At 33.5% G+C, this 18011-nt stretch carries 19 protein-coding genes and 1 tRNA gene; 7 read left to right on the forward strand and 13 right to left on the reverse strand.

Going from position 1 to position 18011, the window contains the following annotated elements:
* Positions 1 to 82 precede the first annotated feature (82 nt).
* From K8N75_RS09530 to K8N75_RS09540, 3 genes are all read left to right on the forward strand, one after another.
* Positions 83 to 1762 carry a glutamate--tRNA ligase gene (locus K8N75_RS09530; protein WP_223791808.1) on the forward strand — a complete coding sequence of 560 codons (1680 nt, stop codon included), beginning with the start codon at positions 83 to 85 and terminating at the stop codon, positions 1760 to 1762.
* Positions 1763 to 1870: 108 nt separating this feature from the next.
* Positions 1871 to 3106 (forward strand): LL-diaminopimelate aminotransferase, encoded by a 1236-nt coding sequence (locus K8N75_RS09535; protein ID WP_223791809.1) that lies wholly within the window; start codon positions 1871 to 1873, stop codon positions 3104 to 3106.
* A 429-nt stretch (positions 3107 to 3535) separates the two neighbouring features.
* Positions 3536 to 5551 carry a phage holin family protein gene (locus K8N75_RS09540; protein WP_223791810.1) on the forward strand — a complete coding sequence of 672 codons (2016 nt, stop codon included), beginning with the start codon at positions 3536 to 3538 and terminating at the stop codon, positions 5549 to 5551.
* A 129-nt stretch (positions 5552 to 5680) separates the two neighbouring features.
* Here K8N75_RS09540 and K8N75_RS09545 read toward each other — a convergent pair whose 3' ends face one another.
* The 5 genes from K8N75_RS09545 to K8N75_RS09565 all read right to left on the reverse strand — a co-directional run bounded on the left by K8N75_RS09545 (position 5681) and on the right by K8N75_RS09565 (position 8344).
* A complete protein-coding gene (locus tag K8N75_RS09545; protein WP_223791811.1) occupies positions 5681 to 5935 on the reverse strand; it encodes a hypothetical protein in 255 nt (84 codons plus the stop codon).
* Between the two features lie 78 nt (positions 5936 to 6013).
* Positions 6014 to 6211 (reverse strand): hypothetical protein, encoded by a 198-nt coding sequence (locus K8N75_RS09550; RefSeq protein WP_223791812.1) that lies wholly within the window; start codon positions 6209 to 6211, stop codon positions 6014 to 6016.
* A 108-nt stretch (positions 6212 to 6319) separates the two neighbouring features.
* Complete coding sequence (locus tag K8N75_RS09555) at positions 6320 to 6853, reverse strand: flavodoxin domain-containing protein (protein ID WP_223791813.1); 534 nt, start codon at positions 6851 to 6853, stop codon at positions 6320 to 6322.
* Positions 6854 to 6901: 48 nt separating this feature from the next.
* Positions 6902 to 7408 carry a MarR family winged helix-turn-helix transcriptional regulator gene (locus K8N75_RS09560; RefSeq protein WP_223791814.1) on the reverse strand — a complete coding sequence of 169 codons (507 nt, stop codon included), beginning with the start codon at positions 7406 to 7408 and terminating at the stop codon, positions 6902 to 6904.
* Positions 7409 to 7594: 186 nt separating this feature from the next.
* Positions 7595 to 8344 carry a ZIP family metal transporter gene (locus K8N75_RS09565; protein WP_223791815.1) on the reverse strand — a complete coding sequence of 250 codons (750 nt, stop codon included), beginning with the start codon at positions 8342 to 8344 and terminating at the stop codon, positions 7595 to 7597.
* A gap of 468 nt (positions 8345 to 8812) precedes the next feature.
* On the opposite strand from K8N75_RS09565, the gene K8N75_RS09570 reads away from it, so the two are divergent.
* Both K8N75_RS09570 and K8N75_RS09575 read left to right on the forward strand, forming a co-directional pair.
* Positions 8813 to 10153: an ATP-binding protein gene (locus K8N75_RS09570; protein ID WP_223791816.1), complete on the forward strand. Its 1341-nt coding sequence runs from the start codon at positions 8813 to 8815 to the stop codon at positions 10151 to 10153.
* 330 nt (positions 10154 to 10483) lie between these two features.
* Positions 10484 to 10729 carry a DUF1967 domain-containing protein gene (locus K8N75_RS09575; RefSeq protein WP_223791817.1) on the forward strand — a complete coding sequence of 82 codons (246 nt, stop codon included), beginning with the start codon at positions 10484 to 10486 and terminating at the stop codon, positions 10727 to 10729.
* Positions 10730 to 10878: 149 nt separating this feature from the next.
* Here the strand turns inward: K8N75_RS09575 and K8N75_RS09580 are convergent.
* From K8N75_RS09580 to K8N75_RS09615, 8 genes are all read right to left on the reverse strand, one after another.
* Positions 10879 to 10952: transfer RNA gene (locus K8N75_RS09580), tRNA-Thr, on the reverse strand.
* A gap of 19 nt (positions 10953 to 10971) precedes the next feature.
* Positions 10972 to 12417 (reverse strand): hypothetical protein, encoded by a 1446-nt coding sequence (locus tag K8N75_RS09585; protein WP_223791818.1) that lies wholly within the window; start codon positions 12415 to 12417, stop codon positions 10972 to 10974.
* Positions 12418 to 12617: 200 nt separating this feature from the next.
* Positions 12618 to 12989, reverse strand: coding sequence for a hypothetical protein (locus tag K8N75_RS09590; RefSeq protein ID WP_223791819.1), 372 nt, complete (start codon positions 12987 to 12989; stop codon positions 12618 to 12620).
* Positions 12990 to 13016: 27 nt separating this feature from the next.
* Positions 13017 to 13310 (reverse strand): hypothetical protein, encoded by a 294-nt coding sequence (locus K8N75_RS09595; protein WP_223791820.1) that lies wholly within the window; start codon positions 13308 to 13310, stop codon positions 13017 to 13019.
* Entirely contained in the window at positions 13300 to 14322 is a 1023-nt protein-coding gene (locus K8N75_RS09600) for an RNA-directed DNA polymerase (protein WP_223791821.1), read from the reverse strand. Before K8N75_RS09600 ends, K8N75_RS09595 begins: the two co-directional genes overlap by 11 nt.
* 301 nt (positions 14323 to 14623) lie before the next feature.
* Positions 14624 to 16102 (reverse strand): phage major tropism determinant, encoded by a 1479-nt coding sequence (locus tag K8N75_RS09605; RefSeq protein WP_223791822.1) that lies wholly within the window; start codon positions 16100 to 16102, stop codon positions 14624 to 14626.
* Positions 16103 to 16486 carry a hypothetical protein gene (locus K8N75_RS09610; protein WP_223791823.1) on the reverse strand — a complete coding sequence of 128 codons (384 nt, stop codon included), beginning with the start codon at positions 16484 to 16486 and terminating at the stop codon, positions 16103 to 16105.
* The gene (locus tag K8N75_RS09615; protein ID WP_223791824.1) at positions 16470 to 17090 is read right to left on the reverse strand and encodes a hypothetical protein; all 621 of its coding nucleotides are present in this window, start codon (positions 17088 to 17090) and stop codon (positions 16470 to 16472) included. Before K8N75_RS09615 ends, K8N75_RS09610 begins: the two co-directional genes overlap by 17 nt.
* Before the next feature lie 85 nt (positions 17091 to 17175).
* Here K8N75_RS09615 and K8N75_RS09620 point away from each other — a divergent pair, with 85 nt between their 5' ends.
* Positions 17176 to 17493, forward strand: coding sequence for a hypothetical protein (locus K8N75_RS09620; protein WP_223791825.1), 318 nt, complete (start codon positions 17176 to 17178; stop codon positions 17491 to 17493).
* 55 nt (positions 17494 to 17548) lie between these two features.
* Positions 17549 to 17998 carry a hypothetical protein gene (locus tag K8N75_RS09625; protein ID WP_223791826.1) on the forward strand — a complete coding sequence of 150 codons (450 nt, stop codon included), beginning with the start codon at positions 17549 to 17551 and terminating at the stop codon, positions 17996 to 17998.
* Positions 17999 to 18011: the final 13 nt, after the last annotated feature.

An 18011-nucleotide genomic window follows, 5' to 3' on the forward strand; every position in this document is an offset into this window, starting at 1 on the left:
CATAATTATCAAATAATTAAGTTTATTTCACAAAATTTAATGATAATAAAAAATTATCAGGCTTATACTGGAGTTGATTTTCATGAGTAACCTTGAAGAAATTGTTTACAAACATGCACTGATAAACGCAGTGAAACATAAGGGTAAAGCAAGTAATGGTGCTATTATGGGTTCTGTAATGGCAACACATGCCGAACTAAGAAGTGAAGCCAAAAAAATTGCACAAATTGCATCCCAAATTGTTACAAAGGTAAATTCAATGGATCCTGAACTTCAGAAATCAGAACTGGACAAACTCGGCGGAATGAAAGAGAAGAAACCTGTAGAGGAGAAAGGACTTGTTGATCTTCCAGATGTTAAAGGGGAAGTTGTGCTACGTTTTGCTCCAAATCCATCGGGTCCCCTACATATCGGACATGCAAGGGCGGCAGTGTTGAACAAAGAATATGTTAAACGTTATGGAGGTAAGCTAATTCTTAGGATTGAAGACACAGACCCTCGAAGGGTTGACCCTAACGCTTACCAAATGATGGAGGAAGATCTAAAGTGGTTGGGTGTGGAATGGCAGGAAAAATATGTACAGAGTAGCAGGATAGAAATATACTATGAATACGCTGAAAAACTCATAGAAATGGGAAAGGCCTACATGTGTACATGTAAGGGAGGAGACTTTAAAATACTTAAAGATGAATCAAAACCATGTCCTTGCCGCGAACTACCAGTAGAACACAGTATGAAACTGTGGAAACAAATGGAAACCATGGGTGAAGGAGAAGCAGTACTCCGAGTAAAAACAGATATTCAACATAAAAATCCTGCCATAAGAGACTGGGTAGCAATGAGAGTTGTAGATGAAAAACATCCCCTAACAGGAAATAAATATAAAATTTATCCAATGATGAATTTCTCTGTAGCTGTTGATGACCATTTAATGGGTGTTACACATGTACTAAGAGGAAAAGATCACCTTGCAAACAGTGAAAAACAAAGATATCTCTACAACCACTTTGGATGGAAGGTACCAGTTTTCATACACTATGGACGACTTAAAATGGAAGATGTAGCATTGAGCACATCCAAAGCAAGGCAGGGAATTGAAGACGGATTGTATACAGGGTGGGATGATCCAAGATTAGGAACTATACGTGCAATTGCACGTAGGGGAATAAAACAGGAAGCAATAACTGAATTAATGATGGAGATCGGACCCAAAATATCAGATGCAACAGTAAGCTGGAAGAAAGTATATGGACTGAACCGTACAATACTCGAAGAAACATCAAACAGGTACTTCTATGTCCCTAATCCCACAAAGATAAAAATAGAAAACCTTCCAGAATCTGAAATTGGAATAATAAAAAGGCCATTACACCCAGACTATCCTGAAAGGGGCAGTCGTGAAATTCCATTTAGACCAGAACTTTATATCACTACAGAAGATCTTAAAAAAACTCAGGATGGAAGAATATTAAGACTTATTGATACAGTAAACGTGAGTTTTAATAAAGGAACAACTTCTTATCACAGCAATGACCTTGAAGAGGCAAGAAAAGCCAAAGCAATGATCATACAGTGGGTGCCTGTAGAAGGATCCATAAAAGCCGAAGTTGTAATGCCCGATGCAACTGTTACAACAGGATTTGTAGAACCATCGGCTGTAAATGTTAAAGTGGATGATGTAGTACAGTTTGAAAGGTTTGGATTTGCACGTGTAGATAAGGTAACAGATAAAGAGATCCAGTTCTACTTTGCACATAAATGAATTATTCAACATAAAAAGAGCAATCTTATTCAATAAAATTAATTTAGATCTAAATTGGATGAAAGCTTTTTAATATAATAAAAAAAATTTTAATGAGGTTTAATTAAAATGTCTGTAAAAATCAATGAAAACTACCTGCTTTTGAAAAGCAACTATATATTTGCCGAGATCAACCGAAGAGTTGAAAAATTTCAAAAAGAAAATCCAGATGCACAGGTAATTAAAATGGGAATAGGAGATGTAACACGCCCACTTCCTAAGGCAGTTGTAGATGCATTTGAGAGTGCAGTACTTGAAATGGGACAGGTTGAATCATTTATGGGGTACGGACCAGAACAGGGCTACTCATTTTTGAGAGAAGAAATAATAGAAAAAGATTATAAAAAACTTGGAGTTGAATTGTCTACAGATGAAATTTTTATAAGTGATGCAGCCAAATGCGACACAGCCAATATACAAGAAATATTTGGACTTGAGAATATAATAGCAGTTACCGACCCTGTTTACCCAGTATATGTTGATAGTAATGTAATGGCAGGGAGAAGCGGCCCAATGCAGGATAATGGACAATACAAAGGAATTGTATATTTACCATGTACAGCTGAAAACAATTTCATACCAGAACTTCCAGAAACACCAGTTGATCTAATTTATCTCTGTCTGCCCAACAATCCCACTGGAACAGCTCTTACAAGAGAAGAGCTAACTAAATGGATTGATTATGCAAAAGAAAATAATTCAATAATCCTCTTTGATGCAGCCTACGAGGCATATGTAACTGAAGAAGATATACCTCGAAGTATTTATGAAATTGAAGGTGCTAAAGAAGTTGCAATAGAATTTAGAAGTTTCTCAAAAAATGCAGGATTTACAGGTACAAGATGTGCATTTACAGTTGTACCAAAAGATATAACAGCAGTTGATTCTGAAGGGAAGACACATGATCTTAATTCATTATGGAACAGACGTCAGACAACCAAATTCAATGGAGTGTCCTATCCGGTACAGGTAGCTGCCAAAGCAGTTTATTCACCAGAGGGTCAAAAAGAAATCAAGGAATCAATTGAATATTACCTTAAAAATGCAGGAATAATAAGGGAAAGTATGGAAAAAATTGGTATAAAAGTCTACGGTGGAATGAATTCACCGTATATTTGGGTTAAAACACCGGAAAATATGGATTCATGGGAATTTTTCGACTTACTCCTTAACAAGGCTAATATAGTTGGAACACCTGGTGTAGGATTTGGTCCAAGTGGAGAAGGTTATTTCAGGTTAACAGCTTTCAATACACTTGAAAATACTATAGAAGCCATGAATAGAATTTCTAAACTTTCTATTTAATCCAATCCCTTTTTTTCTATTTTTTTTTAATTAAATTTCATTATGAAATAATAGTTTAAATTATTATTTTGATTCACCGAATATTCATTCTATTTTTGATATAAGGAATAGTATTAGTTAGGAATATTTTCAATCTAATGCTTATTTTCCTTCAGTTCTTAATTTAATAACTTTTCCTAGTTTTGTTGTTATATTATCATCACTTATGATTAAATTGCTAGAATAACTATTATTATTAACAAGTTATTTACAACTAACAAATATAAATGAATAGAATTTGCAAAATTTTATTTAATCTTATCCCAATTAATCATTATTGTTACTGTATAAGTGGCTAAAATATTAAAAGAGTTTAAATTTATAGACAATTTATAAAATCTAATATCTAATAGTATTTTCTAACAGAAAGAATTTTAATTGGTGGTTCACATGGAAGATTATGACAAGAAATATCATAAATCAAGATTTTATTGGTTTTGGCGTACAATAATACTTTGGATAGGTTCTTCATTAGGATTTCTCATGATTGCTTATCTTTCTGTTGGATTATCATTAGATTCATGGGAAAGTGCTTTTGTTGCTGCAGGGATTGTAGGTATATTAAATGCATTACTTTGGCCTATTTTATCTCGTATTTTACTCCCATTCATGGTTTTTACAGTAGGGATAGGTTCTTTGTTGATAAATGGGGCTTTAATCTGGTTTGCAACGGTTTTTGTTGGAGGCATCTCCATTGATGGTGCTGCCTTAATTTTAGCACCTATAGGAATGGCTGCAATTTCAACGTTACTCGCCGGTATCATAACCATAGATGATGATGCATCATGGTATAGAGCAATAAGAAAAAATGTCAAGAAATTTGATAAAAAAAATATAAAAGATAAACCGGGCATTGTATTCATGGAAATTGATGGCCTGGCAAAGAACATTCTATTGGAAGCAGTGGAAAAGGGATACATGCCCACTCTTAAAAGATGGTTAGATGAGGGTATACATGTATTAAGTGGATGGGAAACAGATCTTTCAAGCCAAACAGGTGCAAGCCAAGCAGGAATTTTACACGGTAACAATAGAGATATAGTAGCATTTCGCTGGGTTGAAAAGGAAAATAATAATAAATTCATGGTATCAACAGGGTTAAGTGATGCTCCAATTGTTGAAGAGAGAATATCAGATGGAAACGGATTACTTTCACTAAATGGTGCAAGCAGATCAAATCTTTTTTCAGGTGATGCAAAGGATGTTATATTTACATTCAGTAAAATGAAAGATTTAGGAAAATTTTATAACCGTGCATGGCGTTATGTTTTTTCTAATTCCTCTAACTTCAGCAGGATAATATCCCTATTTTTATACGATTGTCTTCTTGATTACAAATCACAGTTAATGCACACAATAAAAAATATTAATCCACGTATTAAACGTGGATTTATCTATCCGTTTGTAAGGGCAGGTGCCAATGTATTTTTACGAGAAATAACAACTTTAGCGCTGATTGGTGATGTTCTTAAAGGACATGTTGACGTGGCATATGTTACATATCTAGGTTATGATGAAATTGCCCACCATTCTGGTACAAGGGATAAAGATTCATTTAATGCCCTTAAAAGTATTGATAAACAGTTCCACCGTGTGGAAATGGCTTCATTACTTGCCCACAGAAAGTATAAATTGGTTATACATTCTGATCATGGTCAAACTAATGGTGCAACATTCAAACAACGCTATGATCTAACATTAGAAGAACTAGTTAGAGGATTACTCCCTGCTGAAGCTCAAATATTTGCAGACATGTCTCCAACTACAGGAGACCACTTCGGAGTGGCATTCACAGCACCAGGAGATAGGGTTAAAGGTTATTTCAAAGATAAAACAGAAGATGTTAACGAATATATACAAAAATATAGAGTGAAACCTAAAGAAGTAACCCAGCTTGATGCTAATGTAAACGTACTGGCTTCGGGTAATTTGGGAATGGTATATTTAACAGATTACACTGAAAGACTCAACTATGAACAGTTGATACAGATATATCCAGATCTTATGCCCGGTCTTGCACAACATACTGGAATAGGATTTATACTTGTTAATTCTGAGAAATATGGCCCACTAGTAATTGGTAATAAAGGAACTTATTATTTAAATGATGATACTTTTGAAGGAGAGAATCCTCTTCTTAACTTCGGCCCAAATGCAGCGGATCATATAAGAAGAACGAATACATTCAGATACACTCCAGATGTACTGGTTATGAGTATGTATGATCCTATAAGCAATGAAGTAGCAGCATTTGAAGAGCTGGTTGGTAGTCATGGTGGAATTGGAGGCGAACAATCCTATCCATTTATTTCACATCCATCTGAATGGGAAATTAAAAACGATCTAATCGGTGCTGAAAAAGTATACCAATTATTCAAATCTGAGATAGAAAAAACAATTCAATGAAAATAGTTTTATGAATAAACTAAACAAATTTTTTTTAAAGTTTAATTTTGGATATTTATTTTATTTTAAAAAAAAAGAAATATCAATGGATTTGTGTTAATTTTTTATAAATAAGTCTTTATTTTAGGCTTATGCTATAATCTCATTTATATAAGTGGTATAGTTGTTTTGAACTGCTGATTGATCGAATTTCTTGGACATCTTCACAGTTACTGTTTTGTTTTGAAGTGATTGTTGGAGTACAAGATTAGAATCTTGAGTTGATACGCTTCCCACAGTGAAAACTCCCACTGTAACATTTTGTGGTAGATTTAAATTCTCAATATATGAGTTAACAAGACCTGATGGATTGCCACCGTATGTTGGACTTCCAAATATAAACAAATTATAACCTGTAACATTTGATGCTGCAACGGATCTAATTCCTGCAACAGTAACTTCATATCCATTTGATTGTAACTCCTACCCCATCTGAGTTGCACCATTTTTGGTTGCAGCAGACCATCCAGGATCATAAACAATCAAAGCTTTGCCTGTTATGTTTCCTGAAGGCTTTAAAGTTTCACTTCCTAAACTGTTAGCATAGGTAACACCCCACATAACAACACCTACAACAACTATCATGGCCAATATTATCCCCAATATTTTTAATACACCCATTATTTCTCCCCATAATTTAATTATTCATTATATTCTTTTAGATAATTTTTGAAATTGGTTTTAAATTATTTTTTTAGAGTTTTAATACATTATTATTTGTTTATATAGTTATTCGGTAGTTAAATTTCTAGTCCAGGCTCTAATTTCATCCCAGTTCCTGTAATCATGCTTTTTATTTGGATCCTTTCCCTGTTTTTCAAGTTCCTTTTTAATGGATCTATTTATTAACTTGAAAATCAATCCTTGTTTGGCGTTAGGATCATATACACTACCAAAGAGTCCTGTTGCAATTGGTTCGTTTATAAGGTTTTCCTTAGCAATATTGTCTAAATATTTTTCCTGTCCTTCAGCAACTGTTTTTTCCTCATTCGCAGCTCCACAGGTAACAAATAATACTACTTTGCGTTTTGAAAGTGCATTTTTATTCTTTTTGAGAAAGTTCATTGTTGCTTTGGTCCATTTACCCATTTTAATTCCACTGCCAACAACAACAAGATCGTAGGAGGTTATATCTAATTCCTTTTTTTCCCTTGCATTTACTAGATCAACATCCACATTTTCTTCTTTTAAAACCTTTGATATTTCCTCTGCAATTCCAGTTGCAGTCCCATAACGTGTTCCATATATTATTAATGCTTTCATATTATTTCCCCCAATTATCTAGATTTTGAACATTTAAATTAATATTTCTTACTTGTTTACATTTTTTGCATCTTCATATATTGTTAATGATAGTTTTTCGAGTTTGTTCATGATCTTAAATAGTGATGCTACTTCACTGTCTTCTAGTGTTTTGAAGTATTCTGCTATTGATTTGGCATGTTCTGACGCTCTTGTTTTCCAGTATTCATTGGATTTCTCTGTTACTTTTAGTCTTAATATGCGTTTGTTTTTAGGGTCCCTCTCAATTTTAAGAAAACCCGTTGTTTCAAGGCGAGTGGCTAATTGTTTGACATTTTGATGTGTGGTGCTAAGTGCATCTGCAACTTCCTGCATGGAAGGGTCGTGGTTAAATGCAGTTCCAATTACAATAAGCATCAGCCATTGTTTGGTTGTAATATTGTCTTTTTGAAAGTCTTTATTGATTGTATAGCTCCATCGTTGCTGTATAAGGAATAAGATTACTAGTATATATTTTTCCATATCTAGTCTTTCCTCAATATTCATTTCTGCTATAATTTCATCTGAATTTTTCATCTTACTATGTCCCCTTCAATCATTATTGTTTTATGAAACTTTGAGGCAAAGTAATAAAACAAGATTTTTTACTCCAAAATCCTATGGGTAATATATTACTTATAATGGTAATATATTACCTAATAACTCATCATAATATATAAACATTTGTATTTGAAAAAAGAATTTCAAAAAAGACAAACAGAATTATGCCAATTTAGACAGTACAAATGCAATTAAAAAACCAAATGCCATCATTAAACCTGTAAACTCATGAGTATCCCTGAACGCTTCTGGAATCATAGTATCTGCTATCATGGTCAAAAGAGCACCAGCTGCAAGAGCCAAAGTAGCTGCATTAACATCTGGAGGGAATTGGCTAAAAACACTGTAACCTGCCAATGAAGATAACCCCGTTATTATTGCAATTAAAAACCATAATCCAAATATGGTCTTTTTACTCCATCCCATAGACTTCATACCAACAGAACTTGAAAGTCCTTCGGGAATATTTGAGATAAAAACAGCAACAACAGTTGCAATACCAACGGCACCACCAGATATCATGGTCAAACCAATTGCAACTGATTCAGGAATACCATCAAGTAATGCTCCAGCAGCAATTGCAGGTCCATTTTCATCATAATCTCCTACAACAGATTTATCAGCAGTTTTCCTATGCTTCGCACCGGTACGTGAAAGGTAAAGATCAACAAGTGTGAAGATAACAACACCTGCAACAAATCCTAAAATTGTTGAATCATAACCACCCCATTCAAATGCCTGTTCAAGAAGTTCGAAACATGCAGCAGCTATTAGAACACCAGCACCAAATGCCATTATACTTCCAATAATTCTTTTTCTAATTTTAATGTAATAACCAGCTACAGCTCCAATTAAAAGTGCAAGACCACCAACAAATCCCCATAAACCTGCCTGAAACATTGTTGAAAACATAAAATTCTCCCAATAAAATACAATAAAATTTTTTTTATTTAACTCAAATTCCCAAGAGAAATTAGGAAATTTAAGAAATATTCGAATTAATTATCAATAATCATCTATAAATAAACCGACTATTTAATTATTTATAAATAATTTCAGATATTCCTAGGCCAGTAATGATTTGAGGAATAATTATTCATAGACTGTTAACAAAATTTTATTGTTATCACACTAATTTGTGAAAAAATTCACATCTTATCAATGGAATTATTTATACACTGTGAATTTAAGTGTAAATGTCGATTATTCAACCTTAACATAAAATAATTTGTTTGGGTAAAAAATATTCTACATTAAATACATAGTAAATAAGTAATCAGTCAATGAAAATTTTTAATTTACAGATATAGATACTGAAAACTTTATTTTATTCAATAAAAATAATCTGAATAAATTATTAAATTGTATGGGGGAGGTAATATGGACAATTTAGGGGATTATTACCATGATAAGCGAATGCAAAAAATGTTTCAGCTTTTAGAAGAGCCTAAATCTCTTGATGATATAGATATTTCTGAAGCATTCATTAAAAATCTGGTTTTAAAGATATTATCCACCTATGGGATAATAAAGGTAAATCAGATACATGAAATTACAGGCCTTCATACTGATATTCTTGAAGCAGTTCTTCATAAACTTGAAAAAGATGATATGTGTGCACAAACAGGTGGTGGATTCCTTTTTCCAAGTGTTGAATTTACAATAAAAAAACAGGGTCGTGAGAAGGCCTTGCAGATAATGCAAGAAAACCCTTATATTGGAATTGCACCAGTTGCATACGATGAATATTTCACAATAATGAGTGCACAGGTAAAGGGTAGATTTCCCTTAAAAATTCCTGAAAGTGTGATTAAAAATGCAATGATAGAAATTGTTGGTGTTGAAAAGGCAAAGAAAACATTGGTTGCATCTTCCATAGGAGGTAAAGGGTTCTTTATTTACGGACCTCCTGGAACAGGTAAAACATTCATAACAAGTAAGATGTCCCAGATGCTTCCACCAATTTTAATGCCCAAATACATAGAATTCAGTGGAAGTGTTATACAATTATTTGACCCAGATTTTCATCATAAAAGTCCAGAACAACCTGAAGATCCTCGATGGGTTAAAGTTTCTGCTCCATTTGTTTTCACTGGCTCTGAGCTTACAAGTGAAAAGCTTGAAACATTATTCAACCCTAATAAAGGAGTGTATGAAACATCTCCTATAATAAAAGCCAATGGTGGAGTTTTACTCTTAGATGATCTTGGAAGACAGAAGGAAGATCACAACATAATATTAAATCGGCTAATTGTTCCTTTAGAAAACAAGAGAGATGTTATCTACATAAAAGGTGCTCCTGTAATTGTTCACACACAGTTTATCCCTGTTCTTTCAACCAATTTGGATATTAACATTGTAGATGAAGCCCATCTTAGACGTGCACCTATGCACATTCTTTTAGGACCACCATCCCCCGATGAAATATTGGAGGTTTTCAAAAGGAACTTGGATCAACTTCATGAAGAATATGATGATTCAATACTTGAAAGATTCAAAAAGGTATACATTCCTATTTCAGAGGGCGGTGAACAGTTAAAACCAACCTATGCTCACGCTAGGGATATAGCACAAATTGCACAGGCCGTAAGGATAAGAAATGATGAAGATAAGATTACTTTAGATGTTCTTGAAGAAGCTCTTGAGGAACATATTTTAATTGCACTCCAGCGAAAATACACACCCGAACTATATGAAAGAATAATCAATAAAAAAGTTTAAATCAAAAAAAATAACCTCTAAAACTGGTATATTCAAATATAAACAATTTATTAATGTTTAATAATATGTTTAGAGCAATATTTCTCATTAAATCTGGATTGATGATGTTTATATAGTTTAATTATTAAATTAAACTAATTTAATTCGGATTTTTTAGAATTTTTCACTCGATGGAAAGGTTTTTATTACACCTTGCATTTTTTAGTGTAAGGTTTACTTCCATATACCCCTATATAACGAAGTTAAAATTTCCTTGAGGATGTTCAAAACCCTATTTTTTAAAACCTTTTATAAGGTCTTAATGACATAAACATACTCGGAGATGTTTGTATGAAACTGAAAGACCCTCAAAATGGTAGACCTTCAAAGTTAAGAAATCTTGTAAATCGTTATATCCACCATCATAGGATAAGAATCAAAGCACGGAACAATCATGACTTGGATACATACCGTATACATCACGATAAGATAGAAGAGATATGGGATGAAGTTAATATATTATCTTACTCTTCTAGATTGAGATTTAGACATGCACTAAAAGACGTTGGAGTAAATGAGTTTTATTATCATTATTAGAAAATCAAACATGTCCTTCCTGGGAGGGGGTATTTGAGTTATAATAGATTTTATTATAACTGAGTTGTTGCAAAATATGCAACATCTAAATTTTATCGATTAAAAAAGAAGGAACTACTTGAATTTAATTCAAATAATTCCTTAAATGAAGGCATGGGAGGGATTCGAACCCCCGTTTTCAGGTTTACAGGACCCGCACATTTCCTGACTATGTTACTATGCCAAAAAATAAAAAAAGGAATTTAAACAGCTTTTATAAAGTAAATACTGTTATCGCTTGTTATTCCATTGAACCAGCTTTCCATTGTGGCACGGGAGTATCCGATTAGTTTTCCTTGTAGTGAGTTGGCCATGTAGATATTGATTGGACATACTCCCACGTTATAGTCCCAATGTCCCCACGTATCTTTGTAGAGTTCATGGAATACTACTGCTATTTTAGGATCTCCAGCTGCTTTTGCTATCTCATCCCAGGATATATCTTTTTTAGAGTAGGTTACTATTTGGACTTTAACTTTTGTTGCAGCTGCTAACTTTGCAACTATCTTTTTGAATTCATTTGGGCCCGTTCCAGTCGGCCCTGTCCACCCATATTTATAAAGACTTTCCTCTGTTACAAATATGTTAAATAGTTCCTTCCAAGCCTGTTGAATAGCATTTAAAGCACACCATGTACCGGTATCCTGTTTCATATTACTGTCTTTGAGGTATCTTGGACTCCAATAGCAACCGTTTTTATCAGGATTATTTACAACTATTGGGGCAGGTTTAGGTTCAGGCTTTGGTGTTGATTTAACTGGTGTTTTTACTACATTAAATGTTAAATCAGATGGTTCCTTACCCGTCCTTAATTTTTCTTTATCCCATACCTTCTTTAAATCCGTGTAGAGTTTGTAATTGATTTTATTATTGGTTTTAATTCCATTTGTTCTGATTATCACAAAGCCAGGAGTTCCTTTATATGCTTTTACACCTGCTATCATTAATTTAAAGTCAGGACCTAATATCTTAACATTAGGATTTTTGCTTATATCTACTGTCGTTGTCACTGGAGGAACCTCCTTTTTTCCTATAAAATTAGATAACCCATATCTGAATAATCCTATCCCTTTTACATTTCCACATGCTTTAATTTCACTAGTTATAACCGCATTGCTTTTAGGTACAACATTCTTATCTGATTGGTAGGTCTCTAAAATTGGATAAATTTTGTTCGGATATTTCGCATTCCATTTTTTAATATAATCTGATAATTGTGTTGTACTTAGATTGTAATCACCAAGATACATCATGGGTGCGATCGCATTAACTAATGGAGTTATTAAATCCCATCTCTGATTTCCATCAATATCTGTAGGTTTAGTACAAATAATTAGAGTTTTACCTTTTGAATCTTGTCTTAACTGTCTAATCTCAGCTATATGGTTTTCCATATCATAAAATTCAATATCTGCAATAATATTCCATCCTTGATTTGCTAAGTATTTTGTATAACTGAAACCGCTCCATGTCCAAGCAAATGCGACAATTCCAGCTGATTGTATCCGTTTAAGCACACTACCAAATTTATTATAATCTGCATTATGTATTCTGAGATAAACTTCAGAATGCCCATCAGATTTAATCTTATTAAAATCAATTTTATCAACTGGCGTATTAGCAGGATCAACAAATATTCCAATATTCATATAATTACCTCCAAAATATGGGTATTAATAAAGTATAGCAAAGTGCTAAAAATAAATAGAAAATAGTAGATGGATCCCAACGAATCAATGAAATCACGCTTAAAATTAGTAATATCAAAAAACCTCCTGTGAATAGGAAGTTTATAAATAGATCAGCTGTATAACTATGACTGCTTAATTTGATCAACCTCCAAAATTAATTAATTAATTGGTGATTTAATCCTCATTCCCGTAAACCCAATTTTATATAATGCGCCTAAATAATCCGTTAAGGGTATATTGTAGGTTATATCTTGATTTGTTGGATCAAATGCCATTTCATTCCAGACTAAAAAAATATGATTATATTTGCCATCTTTGTATCCTATGTTCAATGTGGATAAATTTTTAACTCCTAAATTGATTAAATATTTTGCAAAGTCATTTGTTTTATGTGTACAATTGTAAGACTGTTCATTATATGGGATGTTGTGAATGCGAAGAAATTCATTATAAATCTTTGTATTTGAAGGATCTAATTTTTCAGGTTTTAAAAAATATAGTAACCTTTGTATCAAACTGATAAGGTCCATAAATGTAAACCCCCAAAAAAGAATAATTTAACTGAATGTATAATATTTGTCTCGTTTAACTATCTTGGTTAAAAAGGGTAATTTTCCTTTATATTTCTCTAACTGTTCTGTTAATACTCGTGAACCTGTGAAAATTATATATTTTTCATCTTTACATTCAAATTGTATAGTTACATAGTTTTCACATTTCTCGGGAAATCGGCTTTTACTTATTTTAAAATTTAACACTAAGATCTCTAGATTTAAAATATCATCAATACGTTTTTTCTTACCCTGGAGAGGTCCATCTTCATCTGCAAAATCACTGAATTTATGGTGCATCTTTAACCTCCTTCCAAAGTTGTTCCAGTCCTAATGATTTTGATAGGTTACGGCCATTACACCATTTAAGTACTCCTTTCATTGATGCTAAACTTGACATGTAACTTGATTTATCCATACGGCCGGTTTTGTATAGATAACTTACTTCTTTTATACGTTTCTTGAATCTTTTTGCGGTATTTTTTCTAAGTAGAATATAGTCATGGAAATGTCGATATCCTAAGAAATCCACTCCATGACTGATCGGAAATACATCGGCTTTGCTTAAGGTTAAATCCAGTTCTGATTTTAAATAAGATTCGATATATTGTTTCATTTCATTTAAAAACCGTTTATCTTCATGGAATAGTAAAAAATCATCACAATATCGGATATAATATTTAATTCCTATATCATGTTTCATGTGCTGATCCAATTCATTCATATATAAATTTCCAAACCATTGGCTGGTATAATTCCCAATTGGAACATTATATCCTCCTTTGACTGAATATATAATGTCTTCAAGAAGCCATAATGTATCCTTACATTTGATTTTCTTTTTAACAATATCAAAGAGGATATCATGATTTAATGAAGGATAAAATTTACTTATATCCATTTTGAGAACATAACCTTCTCTTCCAACTTTTCGGATAAAATCCATGGTCCTTTTACTGCCACTATGAACCCCCATACCTTGACGACAGGCATATGTATCCTGAATCAACAGGTTATCCCAAATCGGTTCAACAATATTCATAAGTGCATGTTGAATTATACGATCAGGATTGAAGGGTAATTTATAAATTAACCGATGTTTAGGTTCAAAAATAGGAAATACTACATAAGGACTCGTTGTATAGGTTTTATTTATAAGTGATTCACAGATCTTTGTGATATTATTATCTAAATCTTTTTCAAAATCCTTTATTGTATCCTGCCATCTACGGCCCCTGCGTGCTTTTGTATATGCAAGGTAAATATTTTCTTCATTTGCAATTTTGTTAAATAGATTTCCATGTCTTTTCATTATAAGTATAATGATTGATTATGGCTTTCCCTGTAATGGTACTAGTCATCTTCAATCCCTCCTTTGTGTATTTTACTACTTCAAACTGTAGTAGGGTTGTAAAGTTCAGATAAATGAGGTATTCTATCTCTGACGTGAACTGACTGCCGATATTCGTATTCGTATTCCACTGATAGTTATTCGAATTACGATACTGTGAACTGGCATTCGTGGCATTATTCCAATTACTGCCTGCAGTGAGTAACTAACTTTATAACTTTACAACCTGTAACAGATCATATTTTGTTACCATAAAAAAAATTTAGATCGGCTCCGACGCGAACCGACCGCCGAGAGACGTAGACGTATACCACCGATAGATAGACGAATAACGATACCGCGAACCGGCAAGCGCGGCAATAGACCAATAACCGCCCGCAGCGAGTTTAACATCACCATAAACACCCTGCCTATAAATTGAACCTTTATTCCCTGCAAGTGCATAATATCCATATGCCGGACCCATTGTGGATAAATCAAAGGTTGTATTTGCTGAGCTAGGTATTACTGCTTCAAGTCTACTATCTGCGCCATCATCATATTTAAGGGCAACACCATTAGTTGCAGCTGATGCATCATGTTTTAGTTTAATCTGGAATGCGGGGAAGTTTGTTTCAACATACACATCTTTTCCAAGAACCGTATTATTGACTAAGAGTTTTTCCCAGATATTTGTTGCATCATATTTTATATAAATTGGAAGTCCGCCAGTTGCGGCGTCGGCATCATGTTTTACTAGGAATTTTTGGTTTGTTCCAAAAGTTAGGACTTTATCTGCCTGTGCGGTTGCAAAATTTGAACATAGATATGGTATGTTATTATCCCATTTTACATAGAGTTGGTTTCCACCAGCCGTGGCAGAATAATATACTGTTATAACGGCACCGGCAGCAGTATCTCCTACACTTGCAGCGTCCACATCATAACGATACCCTTGATCTAGTAACCATTGGTTCATTGCCCCGGCTGCATCTTCAACTCCAATATCACTTATCATTCTCCGACTAGCTGAGTCTATATGCCCTCCAGTTGTTACTGGATCGGCTGCTCCAGTAATGCTAGTTTTTTCGTTACTGTTACGTGCCATTAGTTGGAATTCATAGTCATGTAGGCATCGCATTTTACTTTTCCCGCCGCGATCTACAATATCATTCCAGGTTATTGTATCGAGTGTTGCAGCATTATATACACTTTGAACACCTGAAGCACCATCATCACTTGCCAGATAAATTTGTACCCATAATTTACTGTTTGGGTCATATACAAGTCCTGCATTGTTTAAACTGTTTGCACGGAATTTAAGATCCCATACACTTTGCGGTAATATTTGACCAGCCGTAAATCCTGTGAGTAAATGTCCGGAGATTGTTCCAACATCTACACATAAGGTGTGGAATCCTCCAATTTTCCTAGATGTTGTTGCACTGTAACCACTTGGGTAAGTGGCATTTAAACTAATTAAAAATGCTAAAACTCCGTTATTGTTACAAGCATAAATATAATAATCTTTAGCTGCAGCTATTGTGCCAGTATCCATATTAGATACAGTTGAAATAACTAAATCTGTACTAACTTGGAACCATTGTGATCCTACCTTCATTGGAATAGGGCCGTATGTTGCGCCCTGAACTATTATTTGAGTCGGATCACTCGGATTAATAAGGAGTAATCGTTTTGTTTTGTCCATGTAAAAGTTCATGAAATCTGTTATTCCATTTGGACTTATTTTCCATCCAGTCATTTAGGTCATCTCCACAGGTGCATCTTCAATTTCTTCAACAGGATAACTATTTAAAATTGTGTCTACCTTTGAATCAATTGTTTCCTTTTTTTGTAACGTGTGTTCTGCATTTAATGTTACTACATCTATCCATTGTTCAAATCCTTTCTGACGATGTATGGGATTTGGATTTTCTATTATCTTGGTTTCCCATTCTCCATCTGGTTTGTCAGGATCTAATGGTTTAACTGCCATTGTTACTCCCCGGTCATCAAAATCCTGTAAATTTTGCAAGTCATTTAATGCCTGTTCTTTATGTTCCTTATCCGATAGTAAGTTCTCGAAGTCCTGTACCGTTGCTATTACTTGAGGGTATCCGTGCATATTATCATCCATCCAGTTCATATATTAAAATTCCACCGGCAGCACTTGATTTATAGCGCATGTCACCTTTAACTGTCTTGAAAGTACCACAAGCAGGAACATCCTTTGATGCTAGTGGAGGTATAACAATTTGATTACCTGCTACGGGATCTGTACCAAAATTCACATACATTGTAATAGATGTACTTGGATTGAAAAGTGATGCGGATTTAATACCTGCTTTTGCTACCGTCACTATATTCGTATCACCTGTAGCAGCTGTTTGGTCCCCTCCAAGGATATCTAATGGAGGGTTTTGATTTGCCTCTTTTGCATGATCTGATGGGAAATTAGCTATATTCGCACCATCACCTGTTAAAAGAGCATTTAATATTTCATCATTAGTTACAAGGGCATTATTTTTATCAGTTACTGCCTTGATTACTCCACGTAATGTTGATTCTCCATCTTTAAATTCAACCGCCCCAATTTCTATATCACTTGCATTTATTGTGACATCTGTACCATCTAATACAACATATATGCGTCCATTTTCATCTCCTTGTACTGGAACATTATGTCCTTTACCATCTGTATCTTTATAGTACAAATGCATTCCTGTAGCAGATTCATTTCTACCTGTCATAATCTAAAACCTCCTTTTTATAAGCTAAAATTTAAATCAAAAAATTTAATTAACTGTAAACTAAAAAAATAATAATATGGATTATTTGCAATGCAATAAATGTAAACAACAATATGAACTTTTACCAGAAGAAAAACCAGAAGACTTCAGCTCTAAATGTGGTTGTGGCGGTAGCTTAAAACATCATTTAGATGATGATAAACAGTATTTAAAAGAAAGTTCTGTAGGATATGATATTCATGAAGTTGGTAAAAGAGATCCTATTAATTTTATCTATATTTTTGAATTGGTAATTAAAGGATTAATGTTATTAGGAGCATTTTTTATAGCTATTATTTTATTCCCGTTAGGTTTAATTGTTCTTGCATTGATTGTATATTTCATTTTCTTCTATAAAAAATAAAAGACAAATTTTATTAAATCATTTGAATAATACTATTTATTTGGGGTATTATATTTTGAAAAAATCGAAAATAGGTATATTAAGTGTAATAGGAATATTAGTTTTAGTTGTTATGGCTTCAGGTTGTACTCGTAGTTCTAATAATACAACAATGTCCAATCAGTCTCAGCCTCAAAGCCAAAATACACAATCTTCAACTAGTGGAAATGCACCTATAGTTAAAGTAATTGCTTCGGGTCCTTGGATGGGGCAAATACAAGATAGTACTGGTAGTAAATCAGTTTCAGGAACAGGTTCACAAACATTCCAATTAAGTCAAAATCCTGGAATGGTAATAGTCAGTTTTTCAAAAGACAATACAAAAAATACAGCAAGTACTAATGGAACAGTTACGCCAGATACAAGCACATTAACAGTTCAAATACTTGATGGTAAGGGTAATGTTGTAGCAACTCAAACTACATCAGCTGATGCAGGTAATGTAGCAACCAGTCATTCATTCTAAATTATTTCCTATT

Source organism: Methanobacterium spitsbergense, from assembly GCF_019931065.1.
Taxonomy (GTDB): domain Archaea; phylum Methanobacteriota; class Methanobacteria; order Methanobacteriales; family Methanobacteriaceae; genus Methanobacterium_B; species Methanobacterium_B spitsbergense.